Here is an 18918-nt window from a genome sequence, read left to right as displayed (position 1 = left end):
GACGTCGTCCCTCGCCTCGGGAGGCGCGGTCTCCGGATGGACGACGCCCCGCCCAGCTCACCAGGTCTTGCCGGCCTGCTCGCGAATCGTACGGTTGATCCGGTTGAAGAAGTTGGTCAGCGCGATCTCCAGGTTGAGCGCGGACAGTTGCTCGTCGTCGAAGTGGGCGGCGGCGCCGTCCCAGATCTCGTCGGTCACACCCGGCGCGCCGTCCTGGATCCGGGTGGCGGCCTCGGCCAGCGCGAGCGCCGACCGCTCCGCCTCGGTGAAGAACGGCGTCTCGCGCCAGGCGACCACGTTGTGCAGCCGCTCGTCGGTCTCCCCGTGCTTCCTGGCCGCCGTGACCCCGGCGAAGACACACGGGCTGCAGCCGTTGATCTGACTGGCGCGCACGTGGACCAGCCCGAGGAGGCGCGGATCGACGCCACCGGCGTGAATCGCCTTGTAGAGGTGCTGGACCGCCGTCATCACGTCGGCGTTCGCCTGGCTCTTCATGCGTGCTTCCATCGGTCTTGCTCCTTCATCGGTTACCTGTGCCCGTCCGGGCCCGTCATGACCTATGACGGAGCAGATCCGAGGAAGGTAACAACATGTCCGACACCATCCCGGCGGACCCGGTGGGCGAGGCGTTCGAGGCTCAGCGCGACCGGTTGCGCGCGGTCGCCCACCGGATGCTCGGCTCGCATGCCGACGCCGAGGACGTGGTCCAGGAGGCCTGGCTGCGGCTCTCCCGTCAGGACACGGCGACCATCCACAACCTCGCCGGCTGGCTGACCACGGTGGTCGGCCGGATCAGTCTCGACGTCCTGCGATCACGCCAGGCCCGCCCTGAGGCGTCCTACGACGACCGGTTGCCCGAACTCGTCGTGACGGCCGACGGCGGCCTCGCGCCGGAGGACGACGTGGCGCTCGCCGACTCGGTCGGGCTCGCGCTCCTGGTCGTCCTGGAGTCGCTCGGACCGAGCGAGCGGCTGGCGTTCGTGCTGCACGACCTGTTCGCGGTGCCGTTCGACGAGATCGGCCAGATCCTCGGCAGGTCCACCGACGCCACCAAGATGCTCGCCAGCCGCGCGCGCAGGAAGGTACGGGCGACCGAGCGGCCGGCGGTCGCCGGACGGGAGCAGCGACAGGTGATCCAGGCCTTCCTGGCGGCGGCCCGCCGCGGCGACTTCGAGGGGTTGCTGCGGGTGCTCGACCCGGAGGTGAGGCTGACCGTCGACACTCCCGGCGGCGTGGTCGTCATCCTCGGCGCCACCAAGGTCGCCACCGGCGCGTCCGCGCGAGTCGCCGCCGGCGCGGCCGCGCGAGGGCGGGCGGTGCTCGTCGACGGCCTTCCCGGGTTCGTCTCCTGGCGCGAGGACGGAACCCCGCTCTCGGTCATGGTGTTCACCGTCGTCGACGGCCGGATCGCCGCCATCGCGACCGTGATCGACCCGGCCAGGCTCGCGTCGATGGACCTGCCGGATCCGGGGTGAGTCACCGCCGGGCATGAGATCGCGGCACCGCAGGCCACCCGCGCCCTCATCTGCGCGAAGCCATCTTGCGGAGCCGAGGTCTTTGGCCTGTCCCGGGTTCTGCGGAGGCTGTGATGTGCCCCGGTTTCGTGGAATCACCTTGGTCGACCTACCTGCCTACCCCCTCACCGACCCTCACCGATCAGATCGGGACTTGTCGCGAAGATCGTGAAGATCTCCCTGCCGGCCGGAGGTCGTCTTCCCGAGGCTTCCCTGGACGGCAGGTACCGCTGCTGGGCCTGACTCCGCGCGATGATGGCCTGGACCCGTCATGGCAAGCGCGTGACCGGAAGGCGGACGGGCTCCGGCTTCCGGTCACGCCTTCCGGGCGTCAGCACACGATGAAGATGCTCTTCCAGCCGACGGGCGTCCTCTGCTCCGCGTTGCGGTCGGCCGCCAGCTCGAAGTGCGTCACCCCCTGCGCGTCGGGCTGGTTGTACATCCGGCCGCTCTGGCCGTCGCCGTACCACTTGTACGACCCGTGGAAGGGGATGTTGGACGGGCCGCACCGGTCGATGACCACCGACCGGCCGGTGAAGCCCGGCCCCTCGTAGGCCACGTACTGCGAGGCATAGGCGGCACCGCCCATGAACACGACCATGGCGGCGGAGATGGCGGGGACGAGGGCGATTCGCTTCACGATGATCCTCTCGATGACCTCAGCGCTCTACTGAGAGTGGTTAAAACATTACCCTCAGTAGGCAAAGTGTGCCGCGTATGGTCTGGATCGCTCACGGAAAGTGTCGCCGGGGCGATGCGTCAGGGCGATGCGTCAGGGCGGGTGGCGAGGCGGTGCGCCGCCTTCCCCGGCTCCTGCGTGACCCTGCCGATCATCCTTCGGGGAGAGGCCGGACCGGACGGTCGCCTGCCGTACCCGTGCCCGCGAACCCACCTCGACGCCGGCTGTCACAAGAGGCCGAGCGGGTCTGGAGCCGACCGCGGTCCCGCTGCGGCTGAGATCGATCGGTCACCGGCGCCGCGGTCACCGTCACGCACGTTCGCCGGTCGTGACGCGCATGGCGACCGGCCGGAGGGTCAGGCCGTCGGTCCAGGTCACCGAGTCGGGCGAGCCGGTCAGGCGGAGGCCGGGCCGCCGGATGACCAGGGCCTTGATCGCCTCGGTGAGCTCGACCCTGGCGAGGCTGGCGGCCAGGCAGCGGTGCGGGCCGTAACCGAACGCCACGTGCGGGTTGGGGGGATGCTCGGTGAAGCGGTGGATGTCGAACCGGCCGGGATCGGGAAAGGCCCGCGGGTCGTGGTTGGCCGCGTTCAGGTTCGGCATGACGACCGTCCCCGCGCGGAGACAGCCGCCGGGGAGGTCGGTGTCCTTGGTGATCCGGCGCATGAAGGCGCTGGCGGGCGGCCCGTCGAAGCGCAGGATCTCCTCGACGGCGGTGGCCGTCAGGGCCGGGTCCGCGACCAGTTCGGCCCACTGGCCGGGGTGCAGGAGCAGCCGGAAGACACCCCGGGCGATCATCGAGGCCGTCGTCTCGTGACCGGCCGTGATGAGGGAGAACACGGTGTTGACCAGCTCGCCCTCCGACAGCCGGTCGCCCTCGTCCCTGGCCTGGATGAGCAGGTCGATGAGGTCCCCGCCGGGCTCCGCGCGATGCTGGGCGACCAGTTCGGCGGCATAGGCCATGAAGTCGGTGTAGCCCTCGTAGCGCGCCTGCTCGTCTGCCGTGGAGGTGGTCAGGAACATGTCCGTCCACCGGACGAACCGCTCGTAGTGATCCATCGGCACGCCGAGCATCTCGCAGATGACACGGCCCGGCAGCTGCAGCGCGTACCCCTCGACCAGATCGAAGTCGTCGCCCAGGCCGTCGAGGAGCTCTTGGGCGATCTTCGCGATGCGGGGGCGCCACGGTTCGATCTGGCGCGGGGTGAAGGTGCCGTGCATGATCCGGCGGTAGCGGGTGTGCTCCGGCGGGTCCTGGTTGATCAGCGCGTCCGGGTCGTCGTCGATGCCGATGCCGCTCACCAGCCGCGGCAACCCCGGCAGCCGCAGGTTGCGGCTGGAGGTGGGCGAGGCCAGCAGGGCGCGGACGTCCTCGTACCTGACGGCCACCGGGACGCGGTCGCCGCTGGGCATGGCCGCCGGCTCCAGCGGCCCCGACTCCTGCCTGCGGGCGAACTCCGGCGGCGGCGTGGCGAGCGGTCCCGGCACGATGTCCGGCCAGGCCCCGTCCGGATCCAGCTCGGCGGTCATGGCAACCCCTTCCGGTCCGGGGCGCCCGGGAGACGGCCCACGCGGAACGTACGAAATGCCGTGCCGCCCGTCAACAGGCGAATCGGTCCCGCTCGGGTTCGCCGGTCCCCGTACCCGCTCCCCGGCGGGCCCGCGCCGTCACTCCCGGCCGTGCCCGCCCGTGACCGGCCGTGCCCGCCCGTGACCGGCCGTGCCCGCCCGATGCCCTACCTCGGCGGATCGTCGACCTTGATCTTGTCTCCCGTGTCGGAGATGAAGACGACCAGCAGCTTCGCCGGTTGTGTCCGGCTGATGTTCTCCGCGAGCACATGGTGGGCGCCCGGCGGCTCGACCCAGTTCTCGCCCTGGCGGTACGTACGCACCGGCTCGCCACCGAGCCGGCTGCGCACGGTGCCCTCGAGCACGTAGGCGTAGACGAAAGCCCTGCCGTGCCGATGCGGCGCCGCGCGCGCGGCGGGTGGGAAGTCCACGATCGCCGAGGTGAACGTCTTGCCTTTCACATTCGGAAGCGCCTGTTCCACAAGAGGCGACAACTTGTCGGACGGCGGCTGCGAAACCACGGCGGCGACGGGCGTCTCGCCGGTCGCGCGCTCCACCGCGGGAGCGTACGCGGTGGCCGCGGCCACCATGCCGCCGACGAGAAAGCCACCGGCAATCCGTACCCGGATCATGACAGCCCTCCTGTCCTGCCTGGACCTTCGGGGCGCACGGGAACCGCGAGGTGTCTCGGCTTTCGCCCGAGAGGTCCGCGTCGTCGCTCGAGTATCGTGTCCAGAGTATTTCGATGCCTGACACGGGCGAATCCAAGCCTTGGCGACGGTCTGCTCAAGTTACGCTCAAACGGAAACTCGTAACTGAGCGTCAACACCGGCACGTGGCACTCGGCTCGCGCGTAACCGGCTATTCCCCTTCCGCGACCTTGATGATCGTCTTGCCGGGGGTGCGCCGGGCGGGCGCGAACGCGGAGGGCGCCTCGGCGAGCGTCAGCGTGGCCCCGACGATCGGGTGGAGCCGTCCCTCCCGGACCCTCCGGACCAGGTCCGCGAGCCGGGCGCGATCGGGCTCGACGACGAAGAAGATCGCCTGCCCGTCCCGGGGCCGGACCGTGGGTGGCGAGGCGATGGTGACGAGCGTGCCGCCGGCGCGCACCAGCGCGGCCGAGCGGTCCAGGACGTCGCCGCCGATCACGTCGAGCACCACGTCGACCTGACCGGCGTCCTCGAGGGGGTCGGCCTGCAGGTCCAGGAAGGCGTCGACGCCGAGACCGAGTGCCGTGTCCCTGTCGCCGGCCCTGCCGGTGCCGATCACCCGGGCTCCCGCCTCGCGCGCGAGTTGCACCGCGATGGAACCGACGCCGCCCGCGGCGCCGTGGATCAGGACGGTCTGCCCGGCGGCGAGGCGGGCGTGTTCGAACAGGCCCTGCCACGCGGTCAGCCCCGAGATCGGCAGCGCGGCGGCCACGGTGTGGTCGACGTCGGCCGGCAGCGGCGCGAGGTTGCGGGCCTCCACCGCGGCGTACTCGGCCAGCGAGCCGTTGCGGGTCCAGTCGGTCAGCCCGAACACCCGCCGGCCGACGGCCAGGCCGGTGGTTCCGTACCCCAGCTCGACGACGACACCCGACAACTCGTTCCCGAGGACACTGGGCGTCCGGTCCCGGCCCGCGCGATCGGACCACGTTCCCGGCCAGTCGAGCTCTCCGGGGGTGAACCCGGCGGCATGCACCCGGACGACGACGTCGTTCTCGGCGGCATGGGGGTACGGCTCCTCTGTCAGGGAAAGCCCGGCCAGGCCGGCGGCGCGGTCTCGGACGGTGATGGCTCGCATGACAGGTCCTCGCCGTCGGCGGAGATGTCGAACAGGACGAACGTACAGGGCGTCGACCCGATTCACCGGGAGCGCGGGCCGTCGGCAAGGCGTACTTTTGCCTACCCCTACCTGCGCGGACGCGGCGCCCGGACGGTTCCTGATCGGTCACCGCCACGGGCGGTGGATGATCTTCTTTGTGGAACGGCCGGGGTAGACGACGATCAGGTGCTCCTCGGCGGGCGCTTCGGGGTCGTCCTCGTCCCATTCGAGCTCGCGGGCGTAGACGCGCATCCGGTAGCGGCCGGGGCCGTCGACGGCCAGACTGGGCAGCGGCCCGATCGCCCCGCTGTCGCCGCCCTCGGGGTACGGCGGTACGACCAGGCGGCCGCTGCGGCTGAGAAGACCCACCTCGACCACCTTGTCCCAGCCCTTGAGCCGGAGCGGCGGGGTGGCGCCGAACGCCTTGACCGTGAGGCACATCGCCTCGTTCTCGCCATAGGTGGTGATGGCGGCGCTGCTGCCGGCGGCGTCGATGAACCCGTCGTCGATGGCCGCGAAGATGTCACCGGCCGGGCCCTCGACGCTGTCCCGGTCGTCGGAGATGTAGTAGCCGCCTCCTTCGAAGAGCAGGTACGCGGCCGTGCCCTGCCGCCCGGCCCGTAGCTCCGGCCAGGGGTCGGCGCACCGGGCGTTCATCTCGGCTTCCCATGCGGCCAGTTCCCGCTCCTGCTCGGCCTCCCTGCGCGCCTGTTCGCGCGCCTGGTCCGCCCGTTGCGCGGCGACGACGCCGGGGCACAGGAACTCCAGGGCGTCGCCGAGTTCGTCCGTGGTCGCCGACCCGCCCGCTCGCCGGAGCAGCGCCTGCCGCTCCTCGGCGCCGGGCACCGCGCACAGTTCCTCGCCATGGGCCAGGATGCGCTGTTCCGGCAGGTTCCCGGGGAACATCGCCGTCCCTGTGTGGCCGTCGTCCCTGGCGAGGCAGAGGAACGACCGGCGCCGGTCCTGCGGCCGGGTGTCGGCGTAGGGCCGGATCCGCTCGCGGCAGCCCTCGTCCAGGCCGGTGAAACCGAACCGGGCGCCTTCCTCGGCGCCGACCACGACGAGCGGCAGCACGAGCGCGGCGGCGACGAGCAGCCGTGGCTCGCGGCGGGTGGCGGACCGGGAGGTGGTTTCGGTGGCGGGCATGTCCGCGGGCCCGGCGAGCTCGTGCGCGGTACGCGCCAGCCACACCGTGCTGAACACGCCGAGCGCGTTCACCACGAGCAACGAGCCGTCGAACAGCAGCCAATCGCTTTCGAAGGCGAGGCCGAGCACGGGGAAGGCCAGCGAGGCGGCGAGGGCGAGCCTCCCGACGGCGATCGTGGCGCCGCTCCATCGGCCGTCGCGGCGCTGCCCGATGAGGGTCATCACCGTCCAGCCGAGGCTCGCCAGTGACCACAGGCTGAACACCCGGAAGTCGGGACTGTCGAGGAAGAACAGCAGCGCCGGGGTCAGCGTGCCGATCAGTCCGAGCACGAGGGTGATCGCCCGGAACCGGGCCGAGACCCCGGAGACGACCCGTGCCAGCAGGATCAGCGTGGCGACCCACAGGGCCAGGCTCGCGACGTACTCCACGGTGTTGGACAGCTCTTCGACGAGTTCCCAGAGCACCAGGTCGCCGGCGATGCCCGCGTAGAGCAGGCGCCGGAGCCAGACCACGCCGCGCGGCGACCCTTCGGCGCGCGGCGGCGCGGGACCGCGCAGCACCTGCCACAGCGCCCACGCGTTGAGCCCGCAGATCCCGGTGAGCAGGGGGACCGTCCAGGCTCCCTGCATGAGGCGTGCCCAGGTCGTGGCCGTCGCGGCCACCGACAGCGCCGACACCTCGCCGGACACGACGGCGAGCACCGCGGCGACGGCCACGACGGCCAGGTAGAGCGCGACGACGACCGCGGCCGCGCGCCCGAAGCGGTATCGGCCGACGGCGGCCCGGATTCGAGTGACGATGCGGATGATCTTAGCGACGTACCCGAGATGACCGTCACGTCGTGTTGTCCACCCACGCGCTCAACCGCCACCTCACCGGAGTCGGCCGCGGACTGACCGGCATGCCGCTCGTGATGGCCGGCACGGCCTTCGAGGCCGGGACACACCGCTCACCTGAGCGGGTCGTGTCCCCAGTTCATGAGGGAGTATCGCCACCGGGTCTCCTTGACGTCCCCGGACGGACGCTGCTTCAGGTGGCGGCGGACGTAGCCGGTCACCTTGCGCATGTGGGCGTAGTCGTCCTCGTCCAGGTCGTCCTTCCGCTTCCGCAGGATCTCGGTGATCCGGCGGCCGGACCGGTGACCTGTCGACTCCTCATCGCCCGACTTGTCCCCCACGCTCTTGGACTCCTCCGTCTCCAGCCAGCTTTCCAGCTCCGCGGCCGTCATGTTGACCGCCTGGTCGAAGTCCGCGGCGATCCGCTCGCCGTCCTCAGTCATGGCGGTCTTTCCTGTGCAGTGCCGATGCCTTGTGCACGGCGGTCTTGCCGCTCTTGTCGCTGCGCACGAGGTACTGCGGATCGTCGGCCGAGGCGTCCACGGTACGTCCCGCCTCCTCGGTACGCTTCGTGATCTTCTTCTCGACCTTGCCCGAGGTCGACGAGCCGTGGCTCTCCCACGTGACGGTGTCGCCCACCTCGGGTTCGTCCTGCTTGCGCTTGTCGGTCATGGCCTCCCCATACCCCGTACCCCTCCGGAACTCATCGTGCCGGCCCTGAACTGGTGCTTCGCTGGATCGGATCGTCCCCAACGATCGATGGGGGCGGGGTGGCCGAGGGCTCGTCTTTGGCCGGCGGTTACTCGCCGATTGCCGCCCTGGCCCGGCGTCGGCGGACGGGAACCAGGCAGGGCTACGGCGCCGGAGTGGTCCGGCCAGGACGGTCATCGGACGAGGGCGTGACCAACGATCCGGCCTCAGCGGTCTCGCGTTCGTCGAAGGCCCGGAACACTCGCACGGTCGGATCCGGCGCCCCGTCGTCTCGAAGGCGATCGGTGAGGAGGAAGCCGGCCAGTTCGAACTCGGAGGCGTGCTCGTTCTCGCTCAGGAAGAAGGTCCCGCCAACGAGGTCGGGATCCCAGCCGTGTGTCAGGGCGTAGTCGATGACCGTCCGCACATCCATGGAGGTCGGATAGGCGCCGTCGGTCGCACAGCCCCACGGCAGGACCGCCTTGGACAACAGATCCGCCTGGAGTGCGCGGTTGTTCTTCCCGGCGCCCCAGACCCGCAGGCGAACACACCTGTGGCAGTCACGCTCACCGGCCACATGGTGGATCTTGCCGGCCCATACGAACTCTCGTCCACCCGCGTACAGCTTCCGCAACCTCGTTCGCATGCCGCCCACCTCACCTCATCGGGGCTGAAGCCTACGATCACTCACCTGCGTACCGCGCGGATTTATTCGCTTCCCGGCGTGCGGGATGACGGCCTCCGGCGCTGTCCGGCAACCTCGGCGGCGTACCTGATCACCTACGGTTCGGCGTATCAAGCCGCATTCGCGCGGGGGCGCGGTGTGAGGCCGAAGACCGTTCCAACGAGGGTCTCGTCGTACCGGTCGCGTGCCCGCTGGACGGGAAGCTGAACCGTGATGGGCTGTAAAACCACCGGCTCCCGCCGGACGGCGGGTGTTAGCCTGACCGCATGAACGCGTCCGCGCACCAGGTGACGATGCCCCGCCCACGGGGCCGCTGACGCCGCACGGACGATCGTTTCCGAGGCCCGCTCACGGGGCCTCGACGTGTTCTCGCCGGTCGGAGCCCCCGTTCTCCCGGAGGTTCCGATGACCACACCGCACACCTACGTCACCACCACCATCCCGTACGTCAACGCCCGTCCCCACCTGGGGTTCGCGCTGGAGCTCGTGCAGGCCGACGTGCTCGCCCGGTTCCGCCGGGCGCGGGGCGACCGGGTGCGGTTCCAGACCGGCACCGACGACAACTCGCTGAAGAACGTGCTGGCCGCCGAGGCCGCGGGTGTCGCCGTCCAGGAGTTCGTCGACCGCAACGCCGAGGCGTTCGTCGCGCTGCGCGAGCCGCTGGCGCTCGCGGTCGACGACGTCATCCGTACCAGCCGCGACCCCCGCCACCGGGTCGGGGTGGAGCGGCTCTGGCGGGCCTGCGCCGACGCCGGTGACCTCTACCGCAAGCACTACGAGGGTCTTTACTGCGTCGGCTGCGAGCAGTTCTACACCCCGGCCGAGCTCGCCGGCGGACGTTGCCCGGAACACGGCGTCGAGCCCCAGCGGGTCGCCGAGGAGAACTGGTTCTTCCGTCTCTCCCGCTACGCGGACCGGCTCCACGACCTCGTCTCCAGCGGGCGCCTGAGGGTCGAGCCCGCCGAACGCCGCAACGAGGTCCTCGGCTTCATCGCCGGTGGCCTGGAGGACCTCTCGGTCTCCCGGTCGACCGCGCGCGCCCGCGGGTGGGGAATCCCCGTTCCCGGCGATCCCGGCCAGGTCGTCTACGTGTGGTGGGACGCGCTCGGCAACTACGTCACGGCCCTGGACTACGGCACCGGCGGGGAGAACTACCGGCGCTGGTGGACCGGTGCCGGCCGCCGCGTCCACCTGGTCGGCAAGGGGGTGTTGCGCTTCCACGCCGTCTACTGGCCGGCGCTGCTGCTGTCGGCCGGGCAGCCGCCGCCCACGGACGTGGTGGTGCACGACTACCTCACCGCCGGAGGCCGCAAGATCAGCAAATCCGGCGGGGGTACGGCCGACCCGGTCGCCCTGGCGGGGGAGTACGGCACCGACGCCGTCCGCTGGTGGCTGCTGCGCGAGGTGCCCCGCGTCGGGGACGCCGACTTCACGGTCGACCGGCTCGTCGCCCGCGCCAACGACGAGCTCGCCAACGGGCTGGGCAACCTCGTCAACCGGGTCGTCACCATGGTCCACCGTTACCGCGAAGGGCGTGTTCCCCGGACGGGGCCCGGAACCGGCGCGCCGGGAGGGGAGGGTCTCGAGGCGGCCTGCCGCCGGGCGCCGGGTCTCGTCCGCTCGGCCCTGGACGACTTCGAGTTCCGCCGGGCCACCGCGCCGGTCTGGGCGGTCGTCGACGAGGCCAACCGCTACGTCGACCACAGCCGGCCCTGGGCACTGGCCCGGGCCGAACGCGACGGCGACCCGGGCGCCCCCGGCGCCCCCGGCGTCACGGCCCGGCTCGACGCCGTCCTCGCCGCCCTCGTCCGGGCGTGCGAGACGCTGGGCGATCAGCTGGCGCCCTTCCTGCCGGGTACGGCGGCCCGGATCGCCGCGCAGTGCACGGCCCGGGACGGCAGGCTTCCCGAACCGTGCCCGGTCTTCCGGAGGATCACCGTCCCGGAGCCGGGAGCCGTGCCCTGACCGTCATCGCGTACGACGGCCGGGAGCCGTGTCCCGACGACCCTCACCGTGACGCGACGGCGACGGGCGGCGTGGGCGCGTCGCCGTCGCGTCACGGCGGCCACGGATCACGGGTGGGCCAGGACGAGGACGAAGTCGCCGGTCGGGTCGATGTACTGGCGGATCATCCCGAAACCGGCCGTGAGGAGTTCCCGCCGCAGTCCTTCCGGGCGGAACTTGGCGCTGATCTCGGTCCGCATCTCCTCCCCTGTCGCGAAGGAGACCCGCAGGCCGAGGTCGCCGATCCGCACGCGCATGGCGCGGCTCGCGCGCAGCCGCATCTCGATCCACTCGTTCCGCGCGTCGTACAGCGCGACGTGCTCGAAGGCGTCCGGCTCGAAGTCGGCGTCCAGCTCCCTGTTGATCACGTGCAGGACGTTCCGGTTGAAGGCGGCGGTCACCCCGCTCACGTCGTCGTACGCGGCGATCAGCCGGTCGGTGTCCTTGACCAGGTCCGCGCCGAGCAGGAAGGTGTCGCCGGGGCGGAGGGTGGCGCGCAGCTCCTTGAGGAACACCTCGCGTGCCGCCGGGGCCAGGTTGCCGACGGTCCCGCCGAGGAAGGCCACCATCCGCCGTCCCGTACGGGGCAGCAGGGCCAGGTGCACCTCGAAGTCGGCGCAGATCGCGCGCACGGTCAGGCCCCGGTAGCGGGAGGCGAGCCGGTGCGCTGCCTCGCCCAGGGTGACCGCGTCGACGTCCACCGGTGTGTAGACGCGCAGCGTTCCCGCGGCGGAGAGGGCGTCCAGCAGCAGGACGGTCTTCTCGCTGGTCCCGGAGCCGAGCTCGACCAGGGTGTCCGCGCCGCCGCGCACGGCGATGTCGAGGGCCTCCCTGCGCAGGATGGCGAGCTCGCGGCGGGTGGGGTAGTACTCGGGCAGCCGGGTGATGCGGGAGAACAGCTCGCTGCCCGCCTCGTCGTAGAACCACTTGGGCGGTAGCCACTTCGGCGTCGACGTCAGCCCGGCGCGGACGTCGTGTTCGAGTGCCTGGCGAAGATGGTCGCGGCCGAGATGGTTGACCAGGCTGATGGCTGTCTGGCTGACGGACACGGGGCCTCCTGGGTGTGTGGGCCACGGTCCCGCTCGCCGGTCCGTGGCCGGGTTGTGCTTTCCTGTGGTCTCGCTCCGCCCGGTCACAGGGGCTGGACGCGCACCCCGTCGGGTGAGGCGAGGACCAGGCTGTGGTCCGGTACGGCCTGCCAGCCGGGCCGGTCGTCCAGCGGCTCGCTCGTCACGAGCACGCCGTCGTGCGGGTGGCCGTCGAGGCGGAGGAAGAGCGTGTCGCCCCAGGCGGTCGCGGCGATCGACGTACCGTCGCAGGCGAGGAGGTTCAGGCGGGCGCGGGGATCCTTCAGCCCGGCGCGGGTGACGACCTCCGCGAGGGCCTCGCCGAGCGGATCGCCGGCCCGGCGCCGGAGGAACACCGCGGCGGCGAGCCACGCGGAGTCGCACGTGCTCTCCGCGTCGTCGGCGAGCTCCCTGACCACCTCCCGCGCGACACGGCCGTTGTGGCTGAGCAGCCACGGCCCGTCGGTGAAGGGCGCCGTCGCGGTCTCCTCGACCGGCATCCCCGCGCTGGCCGACCGCACGGCGGCCAGCAGGCAGCCGGAGCGGGCCGTCCGCGCGAGACCCGCCAGGTTGGCGTCCGTCCAGGCGGGGATCGTCCGGCGGTAGCGGACCGGCTCCGCGCGGGCGGCGTCGTACCAGCCCATGCCGAAGCCGTCGGCGTTGACCGTGCCGTGGCGCTGCAGGCGCGGGGCGTAGGACTGCCGGAGCAGGCCGTGGACCGGCTCGTGGATCAGCGAGGCGAGGGTGCGGGGAGCGCCCAGCCAGGACGCGTGCCGGCACATCTACCGGCGCTCCGCCGAGCGTCCCGGGGAGTGCCCGGGGGAGCGCTTCGCGGAGTCCGGAGGGTGTCCGGGGGAGTGCTCGGGGGAGGCCGAGCGGGCGCACCGGAAGCCGGAGAAGATCTGCCTGCGGGCCGGGCGGTCCCAGTTCCTGAACGTGGTGCGGACCACGGCCGGGTCGGAGGCCCAGGATCCGCCGCGCAGCACCCGGTACCGGGAGCCGAAGAACACCTCGCTGTACTCGCGGTAGGGGAAGCTGCGGAAGCCGGGATGGGGCAGGAACCACGAACCGGTCCACTCCCACACGTCCCCGATCATCTGCTCGGCGCCGCAGGGGCTCGCTCCGGCGGGGAAGGCGCCGAGCGGCGCGGGCCGCGCCGCCCGGTGCCCGAGGTTCGCCATGCCGGGCCCCGGGGTGTCGTCGCCCCACGGGTACGTCCGCGACCGCCCGGCCTCGGCGTCCCAGCCGCAGGCCTTCTCCCACTCGGCCTCGGTGGGCAGCCGCCGCCCCGCCCACCGGGCGTAGGCGTCGGCCTCGTACCAGCACACGTGCTGCACGGGCTCGTCCATGGGGACGGGCTCGGTCCTGCCGAAACGGGTGCGCCACCAGGTGTCGCCCTCCCTGGTCCAGAACAGCGGGGCGAAGGCGCGGGTCCGCCGCAGCCAGCGCAGGCCGTCCGGGGCCCACCAGCGGGGGTCGTCGTAGCCGCCGTCCTCGATGAAGTCCGCGTAGGCGCGGTTGCCGACGGGCAGCCTGTCGATCCAGTAACCGGGCAGGTCGAGCCGGTGGGCGGGGCGCTCGTTGTCGTAGGCCCACGGCTGGGTGTCGGTGCCCATCATGAAGGGGCCCGCGGGGACGAACACCTCGTCGGCGCCCTGCGCCCGCCAGGACCGGCCGGGCGGCAGGTCGCCGTCGCGGACCAGTCCCGGCCGCCCCGACAGCTGCAGGGTGGCGAGCATCGTCTCGTCGTGCTGGTGCTCGTGCTGGATCACCAGGCCGAAGACGAAGCCGTACCGCCGCAGCGGGTCGGGGTCGTGCAGGTCGACCGTGTCCAGGACGTCCAGCACCCGGCCGCGCACGCCCTCGATGTAGTGGCGCGCCTCCACCGGTCCGAGGATGGGCAGGGACGGGCGATCCGCGCGCGGGTGCCTGAACGCGTCGTACAGGTCGTCGATCTCCGGGCGGAGCGGGGTGATCCCGCCGACCTGCCGCAGCACCCACAGCTCCTCGTAGTTGCCCACGTGGGCGAGATCCCACACCAGCGGTGACATCAGCGGTGAGTGCTGCGTGACCAGCAGGTCGTCCTCGGCGTCGGTGTAGGCCGTGGAGCGGTTGCGCGCGGCGGTCAGCTCGGCGGCGATCCGTTCCTTGAAGTCGCTCATCAAATACCTCCAGCGTGGAGACCCCGGGCTCTTCCGGCCCGGGCTCCCGGTCCGGTCTGCGCCGGTCCGGTCCGGAACCGATCCGGTCCCGGGCCGCTTCCGATCCGGCCCCCATCCGGTTCCGGGCCGGTTCCGGGGAGAGCTCAGATCCGTCCTTCCTCGGCCAGCCAGTCCGGCAGGCGCCCTCCCGGTCCTCTCGCCAGATCCAGCAGGTCCGCGGCGGGGGCACGGCCGGGTGTCACGTGGCGGTCGGCGAACGCGGCCACCTCGCAGACCAGGGCCGGGCCCGCCCCCAGCCGGGGCAGCGCCGAGAGCGCGGCGCGGAAACAGGCTCCGGCGGCCCTGCGCAGCCGGGGCTCCGACAGGCCGTGGCGCGCCGCCGCCGACCACATCCCCGCGCACGGTCCGGCCGCGGCCAGCGCCGCGTCGGCCGCGCGGTCGTCCATCACCAGGGCGTGGGTCACCGCCGCGCACACCGGCCAGCTCGCCGGGTGCTGGGCGTCGAGGTAGCGGATCTCCAGCCAGCCGCGCGGCCGTACGGGCGGGAAGAGCGTCGTGGCGTGGTAGGTCAGGTCCGCCAGGGTCGGCGGGTGTTCGGACGAGGCCAGCCGGTCGCGGAAGGTCGAGCCGTCGAGGACCGGGCGGTACGGCTCCGCGCCGTTCCCGTCCCCGTTCCCGGTGCTCTCGCGCACGGCCATGAGACGGGCGTCGAGCAGGTAATCGGCCCACGCGGCGCCGGGGTCGCCGCTCGCCGGGACGGCGGCCGTCCGGGTGCGGTCGAGCCGCTCCCACACCGCCTGGCGCCCCGACATCCACCCGCACGGACGGCCCTCGCTGAGCGGTGAGTTCGCGAAGGCCGCCACGAGGACGGGCCCCAGCAGGTGGGCGCGCTCCCACCGCGCCGCGGGCCTGTCGCCCAGGTCCAGGTTGACCTGGATCGACGCCGTCGAGCACATCATCAGCGACCCGTACGGCGTGCCGAGGAACCGCGCCATCACCTCGTACCTGGGCAGGCGCAGCTGCCGCCTGGCCGGGCGCAGCGGGTCGAGACCCACCCCGCCCAGCACCAGGCCGGCGTCCCGCAGCGCCCGGCGCACGGCGTTCACGTCGGCGGCCAGGAGGGCGATCGCGCCCGGCAGCGAGCCGGGTGGCCCGGAGAGCTCCAGCTGGCCCCCCGGCTCGAAGGTCACCAGGCTCCCGCCGGGCAGCGGGGGCAGGGCGCCGGCGATCCTGGCCACCGGGACCTGCCGGGCGGGGGCCGTACGGTCGAAGACCAGGAACTCCAGCTCGATCCCCACGTGGTCACCGGGAGAGCCGAGGAAGCATTGTCGCGCGAAGGTCTCCACATCCGAGGCGTTCCGGATCAGTGTGTCCTCGGTCGCCAGACCGGTCATCCCCATCCCCTTTCGCCTGATATATGCAGATGTGTACGGATTTATAGAGTCGCGAGGCGCTCAGGCGTTACAGAAGGACGGGGTCGGGCCCTCGCGGCGGCAGGGTGGGGCCAGGGCCGGTACGGCGTTGCGGGAGGGGGGTCTCCGGCGGCTCAGGTGGGCCGCCTGGCGCGGAAGGCGGCCCGCAGCCGGTCGCGCGTCTCCTTCGGCAGACCTTCCGGCCGCGGCGGGCCGGTATCGCCGGTATCGCCGGCGTCACCGGCGTTGTCGTGGTGCGGGTCGTCGGTCTCGGTAACGCCGCCGGCGCCGCGGAGCCGGTCGGGGGCCTCGGGGGCCTCGGGGGTCCGGAGGCGGCCGAGGGCCTCGACGGTGACGCGGAACTGGTCGAGATAGCGCTCGCAGCCCTCACAGCCGCCCAGGTGCTCCTCGAACCGGCGCCGGGTGGGCTCGTCGAGTTCACCCTCCAGGAAGGCGGTGACGAGTTCCACCGCCTCCTCGCAGCTGAACCGCTTCACAATCGTGACCACCTCACCGTCCCGATGACCGGACCTGTAATCGACCCCTTGACCCGACCCGCCGCGCCGCCCGGCGCTACGCCGGCCGTCTCGCCGTCTCGAAGTAGTCCTCCAGCCGCCCGCGCACCGCCGTGCGGGCGCGGTGCAGCAGGACGCGCTGGTTGGCGGCGGAGATCTCCAGGATCTCGCAGACCTCCTCGGAGGTGCATCCCTCGACGTCGCGGAGCGTGATCACGGTGCGCTGCCTGATCGGCAGCTCGGCCAGGGCGGCGGCGATCCGGCCGCGCACCTCGGCGGCGAGCACCTCGCTCTCCGGGGTCGGCCAGGCGGCGGGAAAATCCTTCCAATGTCCCGGGAGGGGGTCGTCCACCCCCTGGAAACACGAGCGGTCGACGGTCTGCCTCTCCTGCTCGAAGGCACTGCTCCAGGGCACCGTGCGGTTCTCGCGCACGCCTCGCTTCCTGGCCGTGTTGACCAGGATCCGGTAGACCCAGGTCTTGACCGACGAGCGGCCCTCGAAGCCCTCGATGCCCCGGATCACCGCCAGCCAGGTGTCCTGCACGACCTCCTCCGCCGAGTCGTTGGTGGACACGTGCGCGCGGGCCAGCCAGAGCATCCCCCGCGACCAGGTGTCCAGCAGCGCCGTGAACATCGCCTCATCCCCGGCGCGCAGGGCCGCGACGACGACATCGTCCGAGGGCAACGCGCCGTCTGTGAAGGACTTCACGGTCGCCTCCTCCCGGTGGGGCATCTGGAAGATCCATGGCCGTGACGCGCGCGGCCGGCGCGCGGCGCTCGCGGGTCGTGACGACGCGGCGCTCCGTCCGGCGTCCCGGTCGTCGTGGCACCCTCCCGGTCGAGAGCGTAGCCGGGAGAAAAGGTAGGTCTGGGAGGAAAATTCCCATTCTGACCTGCTTCGACACCTTTTCGTCCTTGGCTTCGCCCGTACGGCCGCGATCCCCGGTCGTGCCGGGGGTCGCGTGCCGTCGGACCCCGTTCGAACCTGTTTTCCGCAACCGATCGCCCTGCCGGCCGGTCAGCCGGTCCCGAGGGGGTGGCCGCCGGGGAGGAGCGCCAGGACGCCTTCCAGGCCGGGCGGTTCCGGCCAGTCCGCGGGCTCCTCGGCGCCGGAGAGACCGAGGACCGCGCAGGCCAGCCAGTGCTCGCCCGGCTCGTGCTCGCCGCGCAGCGTGGGGATGACCGTACGCGGGACGACGACGTTCGTCCCCGGCAGGGGACAGACGAGTTCCCCGGCCCTTCCCGCTCCGGGCGTCCCGCCGAGATCCTCGATCACGCACAGCCCGGCGGGGGAGTCGAGGCGGGCGTGGCCGGGCCCCTCGGCGACGCGGCGCGCGACGGGGTCGCGGTCGACCGCGAACGCCCCCTCGGCCGACAGCAGCCCCCGCCCCGACCGTACGCGGTGCACCCGCACGTGCCACGGGGAGCGGGCGAGCAGCCAGGTGTCGACCTCCACGTCCGGCCACGGCGCCCACCGGGCGTGCAGCACCCCGTCGCGCGCGGAGAAGTCCCCGGGCGCCTCGCAGGGCCGCCAGTGCGTCCCGTCGTCGCTCAGGGCCAGGGTGCTGTCGAAGGCGCCCTGTTCCAGCCCCCACGAGCCGGCGGGCACGCTGAACCCGAAGGACGTCGAGTAGGCGAACTTGGCGTACTTCGCCGCGCCGTGCCGCACCCACGTGTTGTGCTGCCCCGCGCTCAGCATGACGACCTGCCGCCCCTCCTCGCACCGCATCAGCGCGACACCGGCCTGCGGCTGGACGCCGGTCTCGGGGAGCTCCCGCGCGGGCTCCTCGCCCGCCGCCCAGAAGGGGTGGCCGTCGGCGAGCGCCAGCGGCAGGAACGCCTTCATCGCCCAGTACGGGGAGCCGGGGGCGTTGTACTGCTCGGCGAGGGCGGGCTGGGCGTAGCCGTACCCCAGGGTCAGCAGGCCCGAGGAGTCGAGGAGCGGCCGCCGCAGCCACCAGCGCAGGTGCCGCATCAGGTGGCCGCGCACCTCCCCCCACGGCAGGGCCTCGACCCCGGCGAAGCCCAGGGCGCCCCAGAAGGCCCCCTGGGCGAAGCGGTAGGTCAGGCTCCGGCCGAAGGGCACGGCGGCCCCGTCCGAGGTGAACCAGTGCTGGAAGTCGAGCGCGAACGCCGACGCCCGCTCGCGCAGGCGCTCAGCCCGGCCCGGGTCGCGGTCGCCGGCCAGGGCGGCGTAGACCAGGCCGTAGAAGTGCATCGCGAAGGGGACGTAGTAGTCGCGCTGCGCGGTGGGGCCGTCGCCGTACCAGCCGCCGCCCAGGGCGAAGGACTCCAGGCGCTCCAGCCGGGCGAGGTTGGGCCCGGGGTCGAAGGGCACCCCGACCCGGTCCAGCCCGAGCCCCACCAGCACGGGGAAGAACCGCCAGTTGTTGTCGGCGGTCTCGCGGGTCATCGCGTGGAGCAGCCAGGCGGCGAGGTTGTCCCGCTCCGCGCCGCTCAGCGGGTCCCACACGGCCTCGGGGGCGAGGGCGAGCGCCAGGCCGATCGCGGCGGTCTCCACCAGCCGCTGGTCGACGTCGGTCGCCGCCCCCCAGAACTCCCCGTGCCCGGGGTCGGTCCCGGCGGCGAGCCCTCGCCGCCACAGCTCCCAGTGCTCGAAGGACCCCCCTCCGGCCGCCAGCGGTGCCAGCCCCCACAGCGGGCGGGCGAACGCCTCCAGCTCGGCGGCCTCGTCGCCGTAGTGGGCCGCGTTCGCCCCGAGCCGCAGGCGCGCCCGCCCGGGGCTGAAGCGGGGGACCAGCGGCTCGGCCAGCTCGGTGACGAGCCGGCGCATGTCCTCGCGGCCGCGCATCGACTCGCCCACAGCCGGCG

General features: G+C 72.5%; 18 protein-coding genes. 2 read left to right on the top strand and 16 right to left on the bottom strand.

Annotated features, from left to right (window positions below):
• Nucleotides 1–57 precede the first annotated feature (57 nt).
• Entirely contained in the window at nt 58–507 is a 450-nt protein-coding gene (locus tag ACVCAG_RS41375) for a carboxymuconolactone decarboxylase family protein (RefSeq protein ID WP_447191436.1), read from the bottom strand.
• Nucleotides 508–590: 83 nt separating this feature from the next.
• On the opposite strand from ACVCAG_RS41375, the gene ACVCAG_RS41370 reads away from it, so the two are divergent.
• Nucleotides 591–1475, top strand: coding sequence for a sigma-70 family RNA polymerase sigma factor (locus tag ACVCAG_RS41370; RefSeq protein ID WP_447191435.1), 885 nt, complete (start codon nt 591–593; stop codon nt 1473–1475).
• 370 nt (nt 1476–1845) lie between these two features.
• Here ACVCAG_RS41370 and ACVCAG_RS41365 read toward each other — a convergent pair whose 3' ends face one another.
• From ACVCAG_RS41365 to ACVCAG_RS41330, 8 genes are all read right to left on the bottom strand, one after another.
• Entirely contained in the window at nt 1846–2154 is a 309-nt protein-coding gene (locus ACVCAG_RS41365; protein WP_440088657.1) for a MiAMP1 family antimicrobial peptide, read from the bottom strand.
• 348 nt (nt 2155–2502) lie between these two features.
• A complete protein-coding gene (locus ACVCAG_RS41360; protein WP_447191434.1) occupies nt 2503–3723 on the bottom strand; it encodes a cytochrome P450 in 1221 nt (406 codons plus the stop codon).
• Nucleotides 3724–3929: 206 nt separating this feature from the next.
• Nucleotides 3930–4394, bottom strand: a complete 465-nt coding sequence (locus tag ACVCAG_RS41355) for a cupin domain-containing protein (protein WP_447191433.1) — start codon at nt 4392–4394, stop codon at nt 3930–3932.
• Nucleotides 4395–4623: 229 nt separating this feature from the next.
• Complete coding sequence (locus tag ACVCAG_RS41350) at nt 4624–5547, bottom strand: NADP-dependent oxidoreductase (protein WP_447191432.1); 924 nt, start codon at nt 5545–5547, stop codon at nt 4624–4626.
• Between the two features lie 147 nt (nt 5548–5694).
• Nucleotides 5695–7431, bottom strand: coding sequence for a hypothetical protein (locus ACVCAG_RS41345; RefSeq protein WP_447191431.1), 1737 nt, complete (start codon nt 7429–7431; stop codon nt 5695–5697).
• 233 nt (nt 7432–7664) lie between these two features.
• Nucleotides 7665–7994 (bottom strand): DUF3140 domain-containing protein, encoded by a 330-nt coding sequence (locus ACVCAG_RS41340; RefSeq protein WP_440088649.1) that lies wholly within the window; start codon nt 7992–7994, stop codon nt 7665–7667.
• The gene (locus tag ACVCAG_RS41335; RefSeq protein WP_447191430.1) at nt 7987–8223 is read right to left on the bottom strand and encodes a DUF2945 domain-containing protein; all 237 of its coding nucleotides are present in this window, start codon (nt 8221–8223) and stop codon (nt 7987–7989) included. The genes ACVCAG_RS41340 and ACVCAG_RS41335 overlap by 8 nt, the downstream gene beginning before the upstream one ends.
• 181 nt (nt 8224–8404) lie before the next feature.
• Nucleotides 8405–8887 carry a hypothetical protein gene (locus tag ACVCAG_RS41330; RefSeq protein WP_447191429.1) on the bottom strand — a complete coding sequence of 161 codons (483 nt, stop codon included), beginning with the start codon at nt 8885–8887 and terminating at the stop codon, nt 8405–8407.
• Nucleotides 8888–9331: 444 nt separating this feature from the next.
• On the opposite strand from ACVCAG_RS41330, the gene metG reads away from it, so the two are divergent.
• Nucleotides 9332–10891: a methionine--tRNA ligase gene (metG, locus tag ACVCAG_RS41325; protein WP_447191428.1), complete on the top strand. Its 1560-nt coding sequence runs from the start codon at nt 9332–9334 to the stop codon at nt 10889–10891.
• Between the two features lie 107 nt (nt 10892–10998).
• On the opposite strand, the gene egtD is transcribed toward metG, so the two are convergent.
• From egtD to ACVCAG_RS41290, 7 genes are all read right to left on the bottom strand, one after another.
• Entirely contained in the window at nt 10999–11979 is a 981-nt protein-coding gene (gene egtD / locus ACVCAG_RS41320) for an L-histidine N(alpha)-methyltransferase (RefSeq protein ID WP_440088645.1), read from the bottom strand.
• 83 nt (nt 11980–12062) lie between these two features.
• A complete protein-coding gene (gene egtC, locus ACVCAG_RS41315) occupies nt 12063–12779 on the bottom strand; it encodes an ergothioneine biosynthesis protein EgtC (RefSeq protein ID WP_440088643.1) in 717 nt (238 codons plus the stop codon).
• Nucleotides 12780–14159, bottom strand: a complete 1380-nt coding sequence (gene egtB, locus ACVCAG_RS41310; RefSeq protein WP_447191427.1) for an ergothioneine biosynthesis protein EgtB — start codon at nt 14157–14159, stop codon at nt 12780–12782.
• Between the two features lie 143 nt (nt 14160–14302).
• A complete protein-coding gene (locus tag ACVCAG_RS41305; RefSeq protein ID WP_447191426.1) occupies nt 14303–15553 on the bottom strand; it encodes a glutamate-cysteine ligase family protein in 1251 nt (416 codons plus the stop codon).
• Nucleotides 15554–15705: 152 nt separating this feature from the next.
• Entirely contained in the window at nt 15706–16080 is a 375-nt protein-coding gene (locus ACVCAG_RS41300; protein WP_447191425.1) for an anti-sigma factor family protein, read from the bottom strand.
• A 64-nt stretch (nt 16081–16144) separates the two neighbouring features.
• Complete coding sequence (locus tag ACVCAG_RS41295; RefSeq protein WP_362682747.1) at nt 16145–16795, bottom strand: RNA polymerase sigma factor; 651 nt, start codon at nt 16793–16795, stop codon at nt 16145–16147.
• Between the two features lie 309 nt (nt 16796–17104).
• On the bottom strand, nt 17105–18910 hold the full coding sequence (locus ACVCAG_RS41290) for a DUF2264 domain-containing protein (RefSeq protein ID WP_447191424.1): 1806 nt from the start codon (nt 18908–18910) through the stop codon (nt 17105–17107).
• Nucleotides 18911–18918 lie beyond the last annotated feature (8 nt).

The sequence above is a fragment of the Streptosporangium sp. G12 genome (genome assembly GCF_052983175.1).
Note: the sequence above shows the minus strand (reverse complement) of the source record. Positions and strands in the feature narration are given on the sequence as shown.